General features: G+C 66.9%; 19 protein-coding genes and 1 pseudogene. 7 read left to right on the forward strand and 13 right to left on the reverse strand.

What is annotated here, in order from left to right; all coding sequences use genetic code 11:
• Positions 1–72 precede the first annotated feature (72 nt).
• Entirely contained in the window at positions 73–1,263 is a 1,191-nt protein-coding gene (locus MSP7336_RS04305; RefSeq protein WP_181786551.1) for a lysylphosphatidylglycerol synthase transmembrane domain-containing protein, read from the forward strand.
• Here the strand turns inward: MSP7336_RS04305 and MSP7336_RS04310 are convergent.
• Positions 1,256–1,666, reverse strand: coding sequence for a hemophore (locus MSP7336_RS04310; protein WP_244917411.1), 411 nt, complete (start codon positions 1,664–1,666; stop codon positions 1,256–1,258). The two genes, MSP7336_RS04305 and MSP7336_RS04310, sit on opposite strands and share 8 nt — an antisense overlap.
• Positions 1,667–2,001: 335 nt before the next feature.
• Here MSP7336_RS04310 and MSP7336_RS04315 point away from each other — a divergent pair, with 335 nt between their 5' ends.
• The 3 genes from MSP7336_RS04315 to MSP7336_RS04325 are packed head-to-tail and all read left to right on the forward strand — an operon-like array spanning position 2,002 to position 5,932.
• On the forward strand, positions 2,002–4,974 hold the full coding sequence (locus tag MSP7336_RS04315; RefSeq protein WP_113963127.1) for an MMPL family transporter: 2,973 nt from the start codon (positions 2,002–2,004) through the stop codon (positions 4,972–4,974).
• The gene (locus tag MSP7336_RS04320; RefSeq protein ID WP_069394252.1) at positions 4,971–5,513 is read left to right on the forward strand and encodes a transcriptional regulator; all 543 of its coding nucleotides are present in this window, start codon (positions 4,971–4,973) and stop codon (positions 5,511–5,513) included. Before MSP7336_RS04315 ends, MSP7336_RS04320 begins: the two co-directional genes overlap by 4 nt.
• Positions 5,510–5,932 carry a CoA-binding protein gene (locus MSP7336_RS04325; RefSeq protein WP_425325731.1) on the forward strand — a complete coding sequence of 141 codons (423 nt, stop codon included), beginning with the start codon at positions 5,510–5,512 and terminating at the stop codon, positions 5,930–5,932. Before MSP7336_RS04320 ends, MSP7336_RS04325 begins: the two co-directional genes overlap by 4 nt.
• Before the next feature lie 5 nt (positions 5,933–5,937).
• Here MSP7336_RS04325 and MSP7336_RS04330 read toward each other — a convergent pair whose 3' ends face one another.
• Genes MSP7336_RS04330 through MSP7336_RS04345 form a run of 4 tightly spaced genes read right to left on the reverse strand, consistent with a single transcriptional unit; the run spans position 5,938 to position 8,712 of the window.
• Entirely contained in the window at positions 5,938–6,627 is a 690-nt protein-coding gene (locus MSP7336_RS04330) for a hypothetical protein (RefSeq protein ID WP_113963128.1), read from the reverse strand.
• Positions 6,624–7,238, reverse strand: coding sequence for a hypothetical protein (locus MSP7336_RS04335; RefSeq protein WP_113964773.1), 615 nt, complete (start codon positions 7,236–7,238; stop codon positions 6,624–6,626). The genes MSP7336_RS04330 and MSP7336_RS04335 overlap by 4 nt, the downstream gene beginning before the upstream one ends.
• A 50-nt stretch (positions 7,239–7,288) precedes the next feature.
• Positions 7,289–7,975, reverse strand: a complete 687-nt coding sequence (locus MSP7336_RS04340; RefSeq protein ID WP_113964774.1) for a hypothetical protein — start codon at positions 7,973–7,975, stop codon at positions 7,289–7,291.
• A gap of 20 nt (positions 7,976–7,995) precedes the next feature.
• Positions 7,996–8,712, reverse strand: coding sequence for a hypothetical protein (locus MSP7336_RS04345; protein ID WP_113963129.1), 717 nt, complete (start codon positions 8,710–8,712; stop codon positions 7,996–7,998).
• Between the two features lie 88 nt (positions 8,713–8,800).
• Between MSP7336_RS04345 and MSP7336_RS04350 the strand changes: the two genes are divergently transcribed.
• Complete coding sequence (locus MSP7336_RS04350) at positions 8,801–10,795, forward strand: M13 family metallopeptidase (RefSeq protein ID WP_244917412.1); 1,995 nt, start codon at positions 8,801–8,803, stop codon at positions 10,793–10,795.
• Between the two features lie 12 nt (positions 10,796–10,807).
• On the opposite strand, the pseudogene MSP7336_RS04355 reads toward MSP7336_RS04350, so the two are convergent.
• From MSP7336_RS04355 to MSP7336_RS23680, 4 genes and pseudogenes are all read right to left on the reverse strand, one after another.
• Positions 10,808–11,894, reverse strand: a pseudogene (locus tag MSP7336_RS04355) (L,D-transpeptidase).
• Positions 11,895–12,025: 131 nt separating this feature from the next.
• Positions 12,026–13,255: an MFS transporter gene (locus MSP7336_RS04360; RefSeq protein WP_113963131.1), complete on the reverse strand. Its 1,230-nt coding sequence runs from the start codon at positions 13,253–13,255 to the stop codon at positions 12,026–12,028.
• 119 nt (positions 13,256–13,374) lie between these two features.
• A complete protein-coding gene (ricR, locus tag MSP7336_RS04365; protein WP_069394246.1) occupies positions 13,375–13,677 on the reverse strand; it encodes a copper-sensing transcriptional repressor RicR in 303 nt (100 codons plus the stop codon).
• Positions 13,674–13,820, reverse strand: a complete 147-nt coding sequence (locus tag MSP7336_RS23680; protein ID WP_157123569.1) for a hypothetical protein — start codon at positions 13,818–13,820, stop codon at positions 13,674–13,676. The genes ricR and MSP7336_RS23680 overlap by 4 nt, the downstream gene beginning before the upstream one ends.
• A 9-nt stretch (positions 13,821–13,829) precedes the next feature.
• On the opposite strand from MSP7336_RS23680, the gene ilvD reads away from it, so the two are divergent.
• On the forward strand, positions 13,830–15,551 hold the full coding sequence (gene ilvD / locus MSP7336_RS04370; protein ID WP_069394245.1) for a dihydroxy-acid dehydratase: 1,722 nt from the start codon (positions 13,830–13,832) through the stop codon (positions 15,549–15,551).
• Positions 15,552–15,558: 7 nt separating this feature from the next.
• On the opposite strand, the gene MSP7336_RS04375 is transcribed toward ilvD, so the two are convergent.
• Entirely contained in the window at positions 15,559–15,996 is a 438-nt protein-coding gene (locus MSP7336_RS04375) for an SPW repeat protein (RefSeq protein WP_069394244.1), read from the reverse strand.
• 129 nt (positions 15,997–16,125) lie between these two features.
• A complete protein-coding gene (locus MSP7336_RS04380) occupies positions 16,126–16,782 on the reverse strand; it encodes an O-methyltransferase (protein WP_069394243.1) in 657 nt (218 codons plus the stop codon).
• Positions 16,783–16,957: 175 nt separating this feature from the next.
• Between MSP7336_RS04380 and mymT the strand changes: the two genes are divergently transcribed.
• The gene (gene mymT, locus MSP7336_RS04385; protein WP_084226289.1) at positions 16,958–17,104 is read left to right on the forward strand and encodes a copper-binding metallothionein MymT; all 147 of its coding nucleotides are present in this window, start codon (positions 16,958–16,960) and stop codon (positions 17,102–17,104) included.
• A 97-nt stretch (positions 17,105–17,201) separates the two neighbouring features.
• On the opposite strand, the gene MSP7336_RS04390 is transcribed toward mymT, so the two are convergent.
• Together MSP7336_RS04390 and MSP7336_RS04395 are read right to left on the reverse strand one after the other, a co-directional pair.
• Positions 17,202–17,705 (reverse strand): TIGR04338 family metallohydrolase, encoded by a 504-nt coding sequence (locus tag MSP7336_RS04390; protein WP_069394242.1) that lies wholly within the window; start codon positions 17,703–17,705, stop codon positions 17,202–17,204.
• Entirely contained in the window at positions 17,702–18,451 is a 750-nt protein-coding gene (locus tag MSP7336_RS04395; protein ID WP_069394241.1) for a DUF2786 domain-containing protein, read from the reverse strand. Before MSP7336_RS04395 ends, MSP7336_RS04390 begins: the two co-directional genes overlap by 4 nt.
• Positions 18,452–18,497: the final 46 nt, after the last annotated feature.

An 18,497-nucleotide genomic window follows, 5' to 3' on the forward strand; every position in this document is an offset into this window, starting at 1 on the left:
CGGCGCAAATACCGACACGGCGCGTTGGACAGCGACCATCCTGGCGGGACATGCGCGGCTACCCTAAAGCACGTGTCGCACGACGCGCCGCCCAGAAACGTCCATGGTCAGGCCGAGGCGCCCGCCCGCGGCAGGTACTGGTGGCTCCGCTGGGTCATTTTGGGCGTCGTCGCGATCGTGCTCGCGGTCGAAGTCACGTTGGTGTGGGATCAGCTGGCCAAGGCATGGCAGAGCCTGTACTCAGCGAAGTGGTGGTGGTTGCTGGCCGCCATGGTGGCGGCCGCCGCGTCAATGCACAGCTTCGCGCAAATCCAGCGCACCCTGTTGCGATCCGCTGGGGTACGAGTCCGGCAGTGGCGGTCCGAAGCCGCGTTCTACGCCGCGAACTCGCTGAGTACCACGCTGCCCGGCGGGCCGGTGCTGTCGGCCACCTTTCTCCTTCGACAGCAACGGATTTGGGGTGCGTCGACGCTCGTGGCGTCCTGGCAGCTGGTCATGTCAGGGGTGCTGCAAGCGGTCGGGCTGGCGCTACTCGGTCTGGGCGGTGCCTTTTTGCTGGGCGCGAAGAACAACCCGTTCTCGTTGCTGTTCACCCTGGGCGGGTTCGTCGCGCTGCTGCTGCTCGCGCAGGCGGTAGCGTCCCGGCCCGAGCTGATCGACGGAATCGGCGTGCGGGTGCTGTCCTGCGTCAACTCGGTGCGGGGCAAACCGTCCGACACCGGCTTGGCGAAGTGGCGTGAAATCCTCAACCAGCTGGAGTCGGTCAGCCTGGGCCGCCGGGATCTCTCGGTGGCGTTCGGCTGGTCGCTGTTCAACTGGACCGCCGACGTGGCCTGCCTGGGTTTCGCCGCCTACGCTGCCGGCGGAAACGCGTCGCTGGCCGGGTTGACGGTCGCCTACGCGGCGGCGCGCGCCGTCGGCACCATCCCGTTGATGCCGGGCGGGCTGTTGGTCGTCGAGGCGGTGCTGGTGCCGGGCCTGGTGTCCAGCGGCATGTCGTTGCCCGACTCCATCTCGGCGATGTTGATCTACCGGGTGATCAGCTGGTTGTTGATCGCCGCTGTCGGCTGGGTGGTGTTCTTCTTCATGTTCCGCACCGAGAACGAGGTCGACCCCGACGCGGAGCCGAGCTCAGCGCAACTTGGTGCGGACGCGGCCCCGACGCCACCCGGTGACTCGCCCGCCGATCCGGGCGCCGACGCCCTGCAAGGACCGCTGCCCCCGCCTGAGCCCGAGCGCGGAAACGGGCCGGCGCCTACCTGATCTGCAGCGCCGGCGGCGGGCCGGGTAACGGTCCGGTCGGTCCAGCAGGCGCCGCCGGTAAGCCCCCGGGCGGCGCGCCCTGCGTGCCCTGCATCAGGCCCAGCATCTGCGGAACGCTGATCGGCAGCCTGCACTTGATCGACAACCCGGTCAGCGGCGCCGAGATCGTCTGCAGGTCGCCGGCCACCTTCGGGTTGGCGTCCAAATAGCCCTTCAGGGAATTGGCGGATTGCTGACCGGCCGGTTGCGCCAGCATGGTGGTCATCGCCTGGTTGGTCTCCGGGTGCGAGTCCAGGTAGTCGCCCACTGACGTGGCGACGGATCCGACCGTTCGCGCCAGCTCACTGGCCGCACACGGATCAGACGCGCCGACTGCCGTCGGCTCAGCCTGCGCCAGGATCACGGTGCCGCCCCAGCGCAGTCGCCGCCAGAACGCCGAAGAGGTTGCGGCGCAACATGGTCATGAATTCTCCTTAAGCCGATCGACATCCTGCCATCGCGCGCGGTGACGCCGCCAATCCGGCTGGCGGGGGGCGTTGTCCGGCCCACGAGCGGGTGGGGCCGAACGCCGATGCTGAGTCGTTGCAGCTCAGCGACCCCTAACCCCAGTCAACAGACGGCGTGCTGAGGTAGGCTCGCCTGCACGAAACGCGGGAGCGGCCCACCGCAAGCGCGGGTCGCCGCGCAACAACAGCAGCGCAATAGCAGAGTGCGGGGAGAGCGACCATCCAGCAGTTCATGATGCGCCTCAGCAGCAGCCTGCGTCGCGTCCGCTGGCTGGTCTTCACAGGTTGGTTGCTTGCGCTGGTGCCCGCGATCTATCTGACGGTGACCGGATCGGGTCACCTGACCGGTGGCGGCTTCGAGGTGGCCGGCTCGCAGTCGCTGCGGGTCCACGATGAGCTCGAGGCCCATTACCCCGATCTGGGCGCCTCGCCGTTGGCGCTGGTGGCGGCGCCGCGCGCGGACGCCAGTTTCGAGGACATGAACAGGGCCGTCGCGCTGCTCAAGCGGGTCGCCGGTGAGGTTCCCGACGTGGTGATCGTGGCCAACCCGGCTCAGCGACCGCCCCAGCCGGATCGCCCGTACGTGGTGTCGTTGCGGTTGGACTCGGGCAGCGCCAGCGCCAGCGACGCCGCCAAAAAACTGCGCGCCAAAATCGGCGTCGAGGGCGATCAGCCGGGACGCATCGACAACGGCCGGGTACACCTACACGTCATCGGTCAGGGCGCCCTGAGCACGGCAGCGGCAGCCAACACCAAACACGACATCGCCGCGGCCGAGCGCTGGAACCTTCCGATCATCCTGATTGTGCTACTCGCCGTGTTCGGTTCGCTTGCCGCGGCAGCCATCCCGCTGGCCCTGGGGATCTGCACGGTCGCCATCACGATGGGCATGGTTTATTTGCTGTCGGCCTATATGACGATGTCGGTGTTCGTCACCTCGACGGTGTCGATGTTCGGCATCGCGCTGGCTGTCGACTACTCGCTGTTCATCTTGATGCGGTTCCGTGAAGAGCTGCGGGCCGGCCGTCAACCCCAGGAAGCGGTGGACGCGGCGATGGCCACCTCGGGCCTGGCGGTGGTGCTGTCCGGCATGACCGTCGTCGCCTCCCTGACCGGCATCTACCTGATCGACACTCCAGCGCTGGCGTCGATGGCGACCGGCGCCATCCTTGCGGTCGCGGTGGCGATGCTGACCTCGACCACGATGACGCCGGCGGTGCTGGCGACCTTCGGCCGGGCTGCGGCGAAGAGGTCAGCGATGCTGCACTGGTCGCGCCGGCCCGAGTCCACCCAGTCACGGTTCTGGATGCACTGGGTCGCTGCGGTGATGCGCCGGCCGTGGGCGGCGGCGCTGGCCGCGTCCGCGGTGCTGCTCACCATGGCGACACCGGCGCTGTCGATGGTGCTGGGAAACAGCCTGCTGCGGCAGTTCGACTCGGCACACGAGATCCGCGCCGGGGTGGCCGGAGCGGCGGACGCGCTCGGGCCCGGCGCGTTGGGGCCGGTGCAGATCCTGGTCAGCTTCCCCGACGGCGGCGCGTCCGCGGCCAAGCACAGTCAGGCACTGAAGGGGCTGAGCCGCGAGGTCGCGCAGGCCCCCGACGTCGTCTCGGTGGCCCCGCCGGTGTTCGCCGACGACAACAGCAGCGCGATGGTGGCGGCGATCTTGGCAGTGGATCCCGAGGATTTGGCCGCCCGCCACACCGTCGACTGGTTGCGTGCCCACCTGCCGCATGTGTCCGAGATCGGTTCGGCGCAGGTCGATGTCGGTGGGCCGACGGCGCTGATCAAGGACTTCGACGACCAGGTGGCCAAAACCCAGCCGCTGGTGCTGGTGTTTGTGGCACTGATCGCGTTCGTGATGCTGCTGGTCTCGATCCGGTCCGTGTTCTTGGCCTTCAAGGGCGTGCTGATGACCCTGCTGTCGGTGGCCGCCGCCTACGGCAGCCTGGTGATGGTCTTCCAGTGGGGGTGGCTGGAAAAGCTCGGGTTCGCCCCGATCACGTCGATCGATTCCACCGTTCCGCCGCTGGTGCTGGCGATGACGTTCGGGTTGTCGATGGACTACGAGATCTTCTTGCTGACCCGAATCCGGGAGCGGTTCTTACAAACCGGGCATACCCGTGACGCGGTGGCTTATGGGGTGAGCACCAGCGCGCGCACCATTACCAGCGCGGCGCTGATCATGATCGCGGTGTTCATCGGCTTCGCCTTCGCCGGTATGCCGCTGGTCGCCGAGATCGGAGTCGCCTGCGCGGTGGCGATCGCGGTGGATGCCACCGTGGTGCGGCTGCTGATGGTTCCGGCGCTGATGGCGATGTTCGACCAATGGAACTGGTGGTTGCCGTCATGGCTGCACCGCATCTTGCCGTCGGTCGACTTCGAAAAGCCCTTGCCCAAGGTAGAGCTCGGGGACGTCGTGATGATCCCCGATGACATCACTGCGGCGGCGGTGCCGGGAGCGGACCTGCGGGTTGTGCTCAAATCCGCCGCCAAGCTCAAACACCTTGCGCCCGATGCGATTTGCGTGGCAGATCCGTTGGCCTTCAGCGGATGCGGACGCAACGGCAGCTTGCGGGCACGAGTCAAGGGCGGCGACGGCGAGGCCGCACTGCCCGCCTCGAGGGCCGCGGCCACCGCGGGCAACGGTCAGGCCGCGGCCAGGAAACTCGCCGGCGGCTCGCCGCCCGGCAACGGTGCCGGGCGTACCGCGCGGCCGTTGCACCCGGTCACGTTGTGGCGCGGTCGGCTCTCGGTCGCCCTCGACGCGCTGCAGACCGCGGCGTCGGACAGCGACACCGATCAGCCGGCCTACCAGCGCAGCAGCCCGGTGGAAACCACCCATGTGCAGTTGCCGACCGGTGACCGGCTGCAGATCCCCACCGGCGCCGAAACTCTGCGTCTCAAGGGCTACCTGATCATGTCGCGTAACAGCACCCGCGACTACGCCGAATTTGCTGAGCTGGTCGACGCGATGGAGCCCGAAACCGCGGCGGTGGTCCTGGCCGGGATGGACAGGTACTACTGTTGTCAATCACCGAGGCGACAATGGATCGCTACCCAGCTGGTTCGTCGGCTGGCCGATCCGCACCCGTCCGATCTCGAGGACGATCAGTGGCCAGATGCCGATGGCAAGGCAAACTGGGATGAGGTCAGGCAGCGCTGCCTGTCGGTAGCGGTGGCGATGCTCGAGGAGGCGAGGTGACGTTGGCTGCGGACCGACGCCCCGGACCGGCGCCGCATCGGTCCCCGGCCGAACGCCGATCCGGCCCGTCCCCGCAGCGGCGCGTCAAGGCCCCGTCCTACGCCGACCAGCCGGTGGAGTTGTGGCCCACCTCGGCGATCCGTTCGGCGCTCGAGGGCGGCGACATCTCCACCTGGCAGCAGATCGCCGTCGCGCTCAAACGAGACCCGTTCGGGCGGACCGCCCGCCAGGTCGAAGAGGTGTTGGAGGATTCCCGCCCGTACGGCATTTCCAAAGCGCTCGCCGAGGTGCTGGACCGCGCCCGCGCGCATCTGGAGGCCAACGAGCGCGCTGAGGTTGCCCGCCACGTCCGGCTGCTGATGGAGCGATCCGGCTTGGCGCCACGGGAATTCGCGTCGCGCATCGGGGTGCCCGCCGAAGAGTTGGCCGACTATCTGGAAGCCAAGATCAGCCCGTCGGCCTCGCTGATGATCCGGATGCGACGGCTGTCCGACCGGTTCGCCAAGGCGCGCTCCGAGCGTGGCCAGGACGATAGTTGAGCATCGGCCGGCCCGACGACACCACGCTGCGCCGAATCCTGCGACAGACCCGCACCGTCGCCGTAATCGGAGCATCAGCCAAGCGCAGCCGGCCCAGCTACGAGATTTATTCGTATCTGCGCTCCACCGGCCAGTACGAGGTGTTTCCGGTCAACCCGACGATCACCGACATTGACGGCGCCCGGGTGTATCCCCGGCTGGCCGACCTACCGGTGGTTCCGGACCTGGTGGACGTTTTCCGGCGCTTCGACGAGTTGCCGTCCGTGCTGGCCGAAACACTCGCGCTGCAACCGCGGCCGAAAACCCTGTGGCTTCAGCAGGGTCTGTGGCATGAGCAGGTGGGCCGCGACGCACAGGCCGCCGGACTGCAGGTCGTGATGGACCGTTGCCTGATGGTCGAGCACGCCCGCTTGTGCTGAGCTACTCAGCGCGCGTGGATGGGTGCCACTTCCAGCACCTGCCACCGATCGTCTTTCTTGGTCAGCGCCACCCTCAACGCGAGCACCGAGTGCTCGGGCTGCTCCCCGGGAGTGTTCCGGGTCCCGCGCATGATCACCGCCACACTGGCCGCGGATGGTCCGATCGCCTCGACGCCGGCCTCCAACGTGGACGCCTGAGCAACGACGTTGCGTTGCGCCAGATCGGCAGTGGCCTTAGCGAATTGGTCTTTGAACGCCTGTACCTGCTCCGGCACCATCAACGCCGCAGCCCGGTCGATCGAGGCCGCCGGGTGGCCCGGGGTGAACGTGGCCGTCGCCTCGGCCATCTCGGTCGCGATCCGCACCACTTCGGCCGAGTCACGTTTGAAATCCCGGTCGGGCGTACTCCAGCCGTTGAACGCGACGATCGTTGCGGCGATCAGCGCGCTCGCACACAGTCCGACAACCACGAACCGCAGCGCCGGGCGGTCGTCATCGGTGCCAATGGTCACCGAATCACGGCGCAGCAGCCAGAAATTGATCGCGACCGCCTCGACCACCAGCAGCACCAGCACCGCGCACACCGCCACCCACCACCGCGGCCAGCCCAGCACGACACCGATCAGAACGAGCGCGGCGATGGTGGCCAGCGGTGCGAGGACGTCGAACAGCGCCAGCCGTAGTCGATTTCTCATCGGATTGACTCCAACCGCGAGATCAACAGTCTGCCGTCCACGTCGGAGACGGCCAGCCGCAGATGCCAGTGCACGATCTGCGGCTTGCCACCGGTGTTTTCGTTGACCGACGTGGCGACCACCATGACGTTGTCGGTGCGTTTGGCCATCTCCGCCGGCAACGGTTCGGCGGGCGGGCGGCCGCCCGGCGGGGCGTCCAACTCGTGGTGCACCGCCTCGATCGCCACTGCCTCGACCTGGCCGGTGCTGCGGGACTTCAGCCGTTGCACCACCTGCCGGTAGGGCTGGATCGCGGAGTCGAAGTCGGCGTTGAGGTCACCGACGGTCCCGTCGTGCAACCGCTGCAGACTCTCGTCGATGTTGTCGGTGTTCATGTTGATCAGCACGCCGGTCCACTCGGCGGCGGTCTGCATGACTCGGCCCAGATAGCGCCGGTCGTTGACGTCGCTGCGGTGCGTCGTCCAGATCATGCCGGTCAACACGATCGCCGCCACCGACAGCACGCCGAGCACGGCCGATGCGACACCGTAGGCGGAGAAGACCGGAACGTCCGAGGGTTCGTCGGTCGATCCGGCGTCGTCGGCGCTCTGGGTCTGCTCCCCGTCAGGCATGGCCGTGAGGCTACCGCCACCCACTTAGCGCCGAGGGACCGCCGCCGCTGTCAGCGGGCTTGGATCGGCGACACGTCAAGCACCAGCCAGCGGTCGTTCTCCTTGCGCAGGGTCACCCGCGCCGGGACCACACTGGTTTTCGGCGGTTGATCCCAAGTGCTTTGGGTGCTGTGGAGTACCACCGCCACCTTGGCGCCGTTTTGTCCGAGCTCGACCCCGGCCGTGATGACCGACGCCTCAATGTTGACGTTGTGGCTGGCCAGATTCGTGGCGATCTTCTCGAATCGTTCTTTGAACGCCTGTGCCTGCTCGGGTGCCACCCGCTGCACGGCCTTGTCGATCGACGCTGTCGGGCTGCTGGCGTTGACCGTCGCCGTCTCCTGCGCCACGTCGGCGGCGATTTGCACCACCTCGGCGGAGTCGCGTTCGAAGTCCCGGTCGGGAATCGTCCAGCGGGTGTAGCCGAGGACGACCGCCGCCACCAGAGCAGCCAAGCACAGCGCGGCGACGGCGAGCCGCAGCCGCGGCCCGGCGTCGTCGGTGCCGACCGTCACCGACTCACGGCGCAGCCGCACGAAATTCACGACGACGCCCTCGACAATCAGCAGGATCAGCACCGAGCACGCCGAGATCCACCACGCCGGCCACCTCAGCACCACGCCGACCATCACCAGACCGCCTATGGCGGCCAGCGGAGCGGCAATGTCAAAAGCCAGCATCCGCCACAGATTTCGCATCGAACGCTTGGGCTGGTTGCTCATTTGATCGCCCTCAGCTGTGAAATCATTAGCTTGCCGTTCACGTCGGAGACGTCCAGCTGGAGGTTCCAGCGCACGCCCGTCGGCTTACCGCCTGGGTTTTCGACGACCGACATCGCGATCACCGTGACGGTGTCGGTGCGGCGGCCCACATTCGACTTGCCGGTGGGATTCGACGGCTCAGTGCCACCGGCAGCGTCCGCGTCGTTGTGCAGCCGCTCGATCGCCAGTGACTCGATGCGCCCCGTGCTGCGCGACTGCAGCTTCTCCGCCCGTTCCCGATAGGGCGCAAAAACAGAATCGAAATTCGCGTTGAGCGGGCCGGCCGTTCTCTCACGCAGGCGCTGCGTGCCGGCCTCCAGGTTGTTGGGGTTCAGGTTGATCAACAGGGTTGCCCAGCTACCCGCAGTACCCATGACCCGGTTCTGGTAGGAACGCTCGTCGACATGGTCGCGGTGTTGCATCCAAAAAATCACACCCACCACGATCGCGGCCACCGACAAGAGTCCCAGGACGGCCGACGCGATGCCGTAGACGGAGAAGATTGGCCCGCCCGATCGCTCGGGCACCCGGGCTTGGTCCTCGTCGTCCTCGTCGGCCGCCGATTCGGGTTCTTCCTCGGCTGCTGCGCTGTCCTCGATCGATGATTCGGTCTGATCCTCGGCCGTGGGGGCGTCCTGCTCGGCCGGCGCTTCGGGCTGTTCCTCGTCAGGCATGGCGGTGAGGGTACCCGACATCGCCAACCGTTACCCGGGGTTCCTGCGGCGCGTCCACGCCGACGCGGACAGATGGAAGGATGGCGACGTGACAGTTCAAGCTCTTCGCTCTGGCATCGATTTGAGCCATGTCGATGGTGACGTCCGCCCACAAGACGACCTGTTCGGCCATGTCAACGGTCGCTGGTTGGCCGAGTATCGGATCCCCGCCGACCGCGCAACCGACGGCGCCTTCCGGTCGCTGTTCGACCGGGCAGAGGTGCAAGTGCGCGACCTGATCGTCGAAGCCAGCGAGCAGCGCGCTGGACGGGCCGGCCCCGGCTCCGACGAACAACGCATCGGTGACCTCTACGCCAGCTTCATCGACGAGGAGGCGGTGGAGCGCCGTGGTGTGGCGCCGCTGCTCGACGAGCTGGCCGGCATTGATGACGCCGCAAGTCCCGATCAGCTGGCGGCCATAATCGGTGCGCTGCAGCGCACCGGTGTCGGCGGCGGGGTGGGCATCTACGTCGACACCGATGCGAAAAACTCGACGCGCTATCTGGTGCACGTCACCCAGTCGGGACTCGGTCTTCCCGACGAGTCCTATTACCGCGACGAGCAGCACGCCGAGGTGCTGGCCGCCTATCCCGGCCACATCGCCCGGATGTTCGCGCTGGTGTACGGCGGAGAGCCGGCCGATCACGCCGAAACCGCCGAGCGCATCGTGGCATTGGAGACCAAGCTCGCCGCCGCGCACTGGGACGTGGTCAAGCGCCGGGACGCCGAGCTGACCTACAACCTAAGTAACTTCGCCGAACTGCAGCAGCAGGCGCCGGGCTTCCCGTGGGTCGATTGGGTGACCGCGCTGGGCAGCACCCCCGATTTGGTCGCCGAACTCGTTGCACGCCAGCCTGATTACCTCTCCTCGTTCGCTGCGCTGTGGCGCAGCGAGAGCCTCGAAGACTGGAAGCGTTGGGCACGTTGGCGGTTGATTCACGCGCGCGCCTCACTGCTCACCGATGCGTTGGTGCGCGAGGACTTCGCCTTCTACGGCCGCATGCTGACCGGGGCGGAAGAGATTCGGGAACGCTGGAAGCGCGGAGTGTCATTGGTCGAGGGCTTGCTCGGTGATGCCGTCGGAAAGCTTTATGTCGAACGGCATTTCCCACCAGACGCCAAGGCCCGCATCGACGAATTGGTGGACAACCTGCGCGAGGCTTACCGGATCAGCATCACCAACCTGGACTGGATGACCCCGCAGACGCGGGAACGTGCATTGGCCAAGCTCGACAAGTTCACCGCGAAAGTGGGTTACCCCAAGAAGTGGCGGGATTATTCGGCACTGGTGATCGACCGCGACGATCTGTACGGAAACTACCAACGCGGTTACGCCGTAAACCACGACCGTGAGCTCGCGAAACTCGGCGGCCCGGTCGACCGTGACGAGTGGTTTATGACGCCGCAAACCGTCAACGCCTATTACAACCCGGGGATGAATGAAATCGTCTTTCCGGCAGGCATCTTGCAGCCACCGTTCTTCGACCCGGACGCCGATGACGCCGCCAACTACGGCGGTATCGGCGCAGTGATCGGTCACGAGATCGGGCACGGGTTCGACGATCAGGGCGCCAAGTACGACGGCGACGGCAATCTGGTCGACTGGTGGACTGACGACGACCGTGCGGAGTTCGGGGCCCGCACCAAGGCGCTGATCGAGCAATACGACGTGTACACGCCGCGGAGCTTGGGCAACGGTCATCATGTCAACGGCGCGTTCACCGTCGGTGAGAACATCGGTGACCTGGGCGGCCTGTCTATCGCGTTGCTCGCCTATCAGCTTTCGCTGAATGGGCGCCCCGCACCGGTGATCGACGGACTTACCGGCATGCAGCGGGTGTTCTTCGGCTGGGCACAGGTATGGCGGACGAAATCCCGTGACGCCGAAGCGATTCGACGCCTGGCGGTCGACCCTCACTCACCGCCGGAGTTTCGTTGCAACGGCGTCATCCGCAACATCGATGCCTTCTACGAGGCCTTCGACGTCACCGAGAGCGACGAGCTGTACCTGGAGCCCGCTCGGCGGGTCCGGATCTGGAACTAGCGCGGGCAGGCGCTAGAGCTGCCAGTCGTTGGAGCCGTCGTTTTTGGAGTAGGTCCCACCGCTGGAGTTCTTCACCACGATCGGATCGCCGGTGCCGAAGTTGTCGAAGAACCACTTCGCATTGGCCGGGCTGATATTGATGCAGCCGTGGCTCACGTTGCGCTTACCCTGATCGGCCACCGACCACGGAGCGCTGTGCACGAAATCGCCGCTGTTGTCGAACATGACGGCGTTTTCGACGTCGATCTTGTAGCCGTAGGCCGAGTTGACCGGCACCCCGTAGGTGGAGGAATCCATCACCACCTTGGCCTTCTTGTCCAACACGTAGTAGGTGCCGTTGGGAGTCTGGTGGCCGCCCGCCGACATCCCCATCGACATCGGGATGGTCTTCTCGACGGTCCCGTTGCGGGTAACGGTCATCGTGTGGGTGGCGTCGTCCGCGGTGGCCACCAGCGCGTCGCCGATATAGAAGTCCGAGATGGTGCCGGCAGCGTCGATGTGCACCGCGGTGTGCGCCGGCCAGAAGTTGATCGGCCGCCAGCGCACCTGGCTGGGCGTCATCCAGTAGAACTTGCCGGGCACCGGTGGGGTCGACGAAATGTGAATCGCCTGCTCGGCCATGGCCTGGTCGGCGATCGGCCGCGCGAAGTTGATGATGATCGGCTGGGCGACACCGACGGTCGAGCCGCTGACCGGAACGAACGTCGGCGGCACGAACGGCGGCTGACCGATAAACGGCTCCGGGTTCTGTCCGGCCACCGGGCCCGTCGGCACGGCAGCCGGTGTCGCCGCTGGAGCCGACGGATCAGTCGGGGGCTGCTGCGGCAATGCCAGCGGATCGGCCGGGGGCTGCTGCGGCGGTGCCACGGCCGGGGCTGCCGGCGGTACCNTCGGCCGACCGCGGGCACACTGTCGAGGTGCTCGACGCGGCCGCGGGGGGCGGGGGCGCATCGGCAGCAGCAGGGTCCACCACACCAGGTTGGCCGGGCGGCGGCTGATCGGGGTCGGCTAACGCCAGACCTGTGCTGAACGCCAGCACGGCGCTCAATCCGATCGTGCTGAGCGCCGTGACGAGAGTTCCCCTCGTCCTTCGTGACATATCCACACCTCCAGTCACATTCCCAACCAGTTTGGCACAGCACGGCGGCCAGAACCCGATTGTGCAACCGCCCAGCGGCGCCCTTCAACGCACTGAACTGGGCAAATAACAAGCCGCGCGACGGCGGCGCCTCAGAGCCGGTCGCCGTAGTCGACGTCGAAGATGTGGCGTCTGGCCGTCATGCCGGCCAACGCGGCACCCATCAGCACCGCCGATCCGGCCAGCATCACCAGCACGCTGCGCTCGTAGAGCAGCCCACCGGCCAGCGATCCGGCCATGATGCCGACTTGGAAAGCCGTGACGTACAGCGACGACGCCCCGTCCGGGTCGCCGGCGGCGTTGCGCATCGCCGTGGACTGCAGCATCGGCGAGACCGCGGTGGCCATCGCCCCCCACAGCACGATCGCACCGGTCCCCACCAGCACGTTTGCCGGGCCTGACCGGCCGCCGACGGCGAGTGCTGTCAATATCACCAGTGCCGCGGCCAGGCCGGCCATGCAAATGATGACGGCGCGCTTGGGCCGTCGGTCCAGCGGTCGCGCCACCACGGGGACCGCCACCAGCCCGGCGATCCCGTAGACCGCCAGCACCCAGGCCAGATTCGGTCCCCGCACCCCGACGACGTCGCGAATGATCACGACGATGAAGGTGTAGGCGATGAAGTGACCGGTGACGGCCAGCATGGTGAGCAAGCTCACTGCCCACAGCCGCCCATTTCGGTGGTGACGTGCCCGCGGGCCGACACGCTCGAGCTGTTCGGCGGTCAGCACCAGCCGCGGCAGCACCAGCCAGGCGCCCAGCGTGACGAGCGCTGCGGCGACGGTCACGCCCACCACGGCCCAGCGCCATCCCCACATCAGGCTCATCGCCGCCGTCAGCGGGCTGCCGACGACCAGGGCCAGGCTGGTACCCACGTAGATCGCCGTCGTCGCACGTCCGGCGTGGCTGGGCGGCACCAGCCGCGTCGCAATCGGGGCGATGACCGACCACATCAGCCCGTGCGTGACCGCGCACAGCACCCGTCCTGCGGCCAGCACCCCGAAATTGGGCGCCAACGCCGAGATGAGCTGGGAGGTGGTCAGGCACACCAGCGTCACCAGCAGTGTGCGCCGCCGCGGCCAATGCGCGGTCCAGCGCACCAGGGGGATCGTCGTCAGCGCCGCCACCAGCGCGTACCACGACAACAGCGTGCCGACCAGGGCCAGGCTGACATGCAGATCGCGAGCGATCGCGGGAAGCGCGCCCACCGGCACGATCTCGGCGGTCACGTAGATGAACGCCGCCGCGGCCAGCACCGACAATTGCACGGCGGTCCGCAGCGTCCACGGTCCGGTGGGGATGGTTCGGGTCTGGGCAGTCATGGGGCGAGGTGCGGGGTCGGCCAACCTGCGGCGCGATCGCGCTGCATTCACCGTACGCAGTGCCCCCACGCCCGTTACTCAATCACGAGTTTTCGGGTGCGTGCGACTTTCCCTGAGCGCTATGAGCGCACGAGTCGCGCGATCGCCGCCGAGGCCTCGGCCAGTTTCTGCTCGGCCTGGCCGCCGCCGTCGGCCACCGCATGACTGACACAGTGGCCGAGGTGCTCGTCGAGCAGGTTCAACGCCACCGACCGCAGGGCACTGTTGACGGCGCTGATCTGGGTGAGTACGTCGATGCAGTACTTGTCCTCGTCGATCATCTTCGCGATGCCGCGCACCTGGCCCTCGATGCGGCGCAGCCGTTTGGCGTAGTTGTCCTTTTGCGCCGTGTAGCCGTGCGCGGACGAGCTGGGGGTTGTCATCTGGCCTCCAGGAACTTGGTCATCGGGTCGATCTCGGCTTGCCGTGCGGCGCCGATGTCGCCGGTCACCGCCATACCACCACGGTACCTGATACCCCTGCGGGGTATCGAAATTGATTTGGGCCCCAGTATGGCCACGCGCATACTTGGACGGTGCCCGCAAACAAGCCCCCCACCACCGCCACAAACCCCGACGTCAAGCCGCGCAGTAGGGACGTCACCGACGGGCTGGAAAAAGCCGCCGCCCGCGGAATGCTGCGCGCGGTCGGCATGGACGACGACGACTTCGCCAAGCCGCAGATCGGGGTGGCGTCATCGTGGAACGAGATCACGCCGTGCAACCTGTCGTTGGACCGCCTCGCCCAGGCAGTGAAGGAGGGTGTGTTCGCAGCGGGCGGCTATCCGCTTGAGTTCGCGACCATTTCGGTTTCCGACGGCATCTCGATGGGCCACGAGGGCATGCACTTCTCGCTGGTGTCCCGGGAGCTGATCGCCGACAGTGTCGAAACGGTGATGCAGGCCGAGCGACTGGACGGATCGGTGCTGCTGGCCGGCTGCGACAAGTCGCTGCCCGGGATGCTGATGGCCGCTGCCCGCTTGGATCTGGCCGCGGTGTTTCTCTACGCGGGCTCGATTCTGCCCGGCCGGGCGAAGCTTTCCGACGGCAGCGAGCGCGAGGTCACGATCATCGATGCCTTTGAGGCCGTCGGCGCCTGCGCGCGCGGCTTGATGCCCCGCGAAGATGTCGACGCGATCGAGCGGGCCATCTGCCCCGGCGAGGGCGCGTGCGGCGGGATGTACACCGCCAACACGATGGCCAGCGCCGCGGAGGCACTGGGCATGTCGCTGCCCGGTAGCGCGGCACCACCGGCCACCGATCGCCGCCGCGACGCGTTCGCCCGGCACAGCGGCCAGGCCGTCGTCGAACTGCTGCGCCGCGGCATCACCACGCGCGACATCCTCACCAGGGAGGCGTTCGAGAACGCGATCGCGGTCGTGATGGCCTTCGGCGGGTCGACCAACGCCGTGCTGCACCTGCTGGCGATCGCCTATGAGGCGAACGTCAAGCTGTCGCTCGAGGACTTCAACCGCATCGGCTCGCGGGTGCCGCACCTGGCCGACGTCAAGCCGTTCGGTCAGCACGTGATGGTCGATGTAGACCGGATCGGCGGGGTGCCGGTGGTAATGAAAGCGCTGCTGGATGCCGGCCTGCTGCATGGCGATTGCCTGACGGTGACCGGCAAGACCGTGGCTGAAAACCTCGCCCACATCGCACCACCCGACCCCGACGGCAAGGTGCTGCGTGCACTTGATAACCCGCTGCACCCGACGGGCGGGATCACCATTCTGCACGGGTCGCTGGCGCCCGAGGGCGCGGTGGTCAAGTCGGCGGGGTTCGACTCCGACATATTCGAGGGCACCGCGAGGGTTTTCGACCGGGAGCGGGCGGCGTTGGATGCGCTGGAAAACGGCACCATCACCGCCGGCGACGCGGTGGTGATCCGCTACGAAGGCCCCAAGGGCGGCCCGGGCATGCGCGAGATGCTGGCGATCACCGGCGCCATCAAGGGCGCCGGATTGGGTAAGGACGTCCTGCTATTGACCGATGGCCGGTTCTCCGGCGGCACCACCGGTCTGTGCGTGGGGCACGTCGCCCCGGAGGCGGTTGATGGCGGACCGATCGCGTTCCTGCGCGACGGCGACCGCATCCGCCTCGACGTCGCCAACGGCACTCTCGACGTGCTGGTGGACGACGACGAGTTCGCCTCCCGTCGTGCGGGATTCACTCCGCTGCCGCCGAGGTACACCACCGGCGTGCTGGCCAAGTACATCAAGCTGGTGGGCTCGGCGGCGATCGGAGCGGTCTGCAGCTGAGCGGTGCTCAGCCAGTGGCCGAATTACGCGCGCGCATACCGAAATACGCGGCATTGAGACCAAGGAACGTCAGCAACGCTCCTGCCACGACGTTCGACCAAATCATCGGATGGGTGGTCGAAACACCGTGAGCGACCCATGGCGAGACGATGAGCCACACGCCGAAAACCGGCATGGTCCAGGTCATGCCATGCGTGCGGTCTAACGCAGCCGCGAATCCGAATGCCAGCATGGCAACCACGAGGCCGACGACGAGGTCGTTGACGGCAATCGGCCGGGCGTCGTGGAATCCGACGATCCACGGCGATACCGCGGTATAAACCGCCGTCAGCAGCGCGAGCCCGAAGGTTACCTGCGCGGTCATCGATTCGGCGGCACGCTCGTATCGCGCGCGCAGAGCCAACAAATCGGGGTGTTGATCAATTGATGAATGGACTGTGCTCATTTTGTGACCTTTCTGTTATGCAGCAAGCCTTTTGGGCTCACTGCAACCCATCCATCCATCCCCAGGCTACGCTCGCCGAGCAAACGCCAGCAACGAAAGTTGGCACCGCCGCCGGCTGGCAATCCGTACCTACTTCACCAGCGCAATCGCGAAACCATCCCACTGTTTGACCCCGACGGTCTGGATCACCGCGGTGTCCAGCCGCGGGTGCTGACCCATCAGCTCAAGGGTGGCGCGCGACGCCGCGGCCGCCCGGTCGCCGGAATCGGGCGCCAAGATACGTCCCTCGCGAATGACGTTGTCCACCACGATGACTGATCCTGGCCTAGACAGCTTCACCGCCCAGTCCACGTAGCTGATGTTGTTTTCCTTGTCGGCGTCGATGAAAACCAGGTCGAAGGGGCCCTGGAGAGTAGGCAGCGTCTGCAGTGCGGTGCCGATGAGTACCTCGACGCGGTCGGCGACGCCGGCATTGGCCAAATTGGCCCGCGCGACCTCGGCATGCTTGGGGTCGCACTCCAGGGTCACTATTTGCCCGTCGGGGCCGGCTCCCCGGGCGAGCCAGATGGTGCTGAAACCGCCCAGCGTGCCGATCTCCAGGATGCGGCGCGCCCGCATCGCCCCGGCCAGCAGATACAGAAACTTGCCTTGCTGAGTCGACACGGCGATGCGAGGCAGACCGGCCATGTCGCTGGTAGCCAACGCCGCGGTCAACTCGGGATCGTCACCGACGACGGTGCTATCCAGAAAGGCATCAACGTCTTTGGGACCCGGCTGTTGTGTCATCGCGCCCACGCTAGCCGATCCGGTGAAAAAAATTTCCGCCAGACCTTTACTCCATACCCCTATGGGGTATATGGTGGGACGCGTGGCTGACCCGGTACCAGGGCCGGCCGCACACCTAGAAGCCCGGATCCCTCCGACCAAACTGGGGTCCCCAATACAGGTAAGGGTGAAGCAAATGGGAAGCAATGAGGCCGGGACCGTACTGACGTGTGGCCACGAGGGCTGCGGGTGCCGGGTGCGCATCGAGGTGCCCTGCCACTGCGACGGGGCCGGTGAACCGTACCGGTGCACCTGTGGCGATGAGCTGGTCACCGTCAGCTAGCCATTGGTGATCACGGAGCCGAGCTGGCCTAAACCGCCCGAAGGCGCGGTCGGCCAGCTCGGTTTCGTGCATTCGGCACAACGCCACCCCAATGCGCTTAGCGCACGCCTTCTTTGGCGTACACCACCCGCAGCACGTAACCGACCTCCGGTCCCATCACCAATTCGGCCAAGCTGCATAGAGTTGCCACGAATTGCGGTCCATGCGGCGGCTGTGCTGTGCACAGATGATGAGCGATCTCATGGAGCACGACCAGCTCTCGCATCGCCCAGTCGGCGCTGTCGCGGTCGGGCACCGCGATAATCCCTGCGCCGTCCCGGTTTTCGTAGTGCGCCGCGGTGGCGGCTCGCCGGGCGCGCACCTTCAGCGGCGCTATCTTCGACCACCGCTGCTGCACCGACCGCAGGGCCAACACCTCGTCGACATAGCGCTGCACGGCCTCTACCGAGGAGAAGCGCGCCTCCGGCGGCAACGTCAGCGTCGCACCGAAAAACTCGACGCTCGCCGAGCCGTGTTCGGCGGCGCGGTCGAACAGGGTTCGAACGAAATCCTCAGCGGCGTAGACCTTCGAACGCTGGGTGTCGCGGTCGGCGGCGTTCACCGTTCCAGCGCGGTACGGGCTCCCGAGAGTTCCTGGCTGGGTCCCAGACGGGCGCGACGGCCCGCTCGGTCACCGGCGCGCCGCGCCGACGACGAGTACCCGGCCGAGGCGCGCGCGGCCTGCCAGGTGCCCCGAGCCTTGGACATCCTGCGGTAGTAGTCGTGCAGCTCGATTTCCTTGTTCCGCAATGCGAGAGCTGTCCCGGGCGCGCGTCCGCGATCTTCCTTCGCTTCCTGCTGCGCTTGCCTGCGCGCCTCAGCCAGCCGCTGTCCGACCCGGGCGCCGAAGGCCAGCTGGAAATTCAGCCGCGCGGTGATCGTCGGCGTCGGCCGGTGGGCACCGGTCGCGATGTAGGCGTCGGAGGCGCGCACCATCTGGACCACCAGGCTGGCATACAACGCGTGGCTGGCGTCGATGTCCTCGGCGAATCCGTAGGCGTAGACGAACGTGGAGTTCGACGCCACGTCGCAGCGTACGTCGTTGGCGTGGGCGATCACCACGAACAGCTGTGCATAGGTGCGCAGTCCCTTGGTTCCGGCCTCCCCGATGGTGATGGTGCGCTGGATCGGCGTCTGTGCCGGTGTGCGCTTGGCGGCATGCGAACGCGCCACCGCCAGGTCGATGGACGTCGCGGTGGCCAGCCGTTGCGCGGCCGCCATGAAGGCGTCGGCCTCGTGGACGTTGTCGGTGCCTTCGGCCTGACGCAATAGTGCGGCGATCCGCGCCAGCATCTTGTCGTCAGTCATTGCGCCGTTCCTCTTCATCGCTGCGCTCCGCATCATCACCGGCGTT

Origin of the sequence: Mycobacterium shimoidei, from assembly GCF_900417275.1 — a bacterium.
Lineage (GTDB): Bacteria > Actinomycetota > Actinomycetes > Mycobacteriales > Mycobacteriaceae > Mycobacterium > Mycobacterium shimoidei.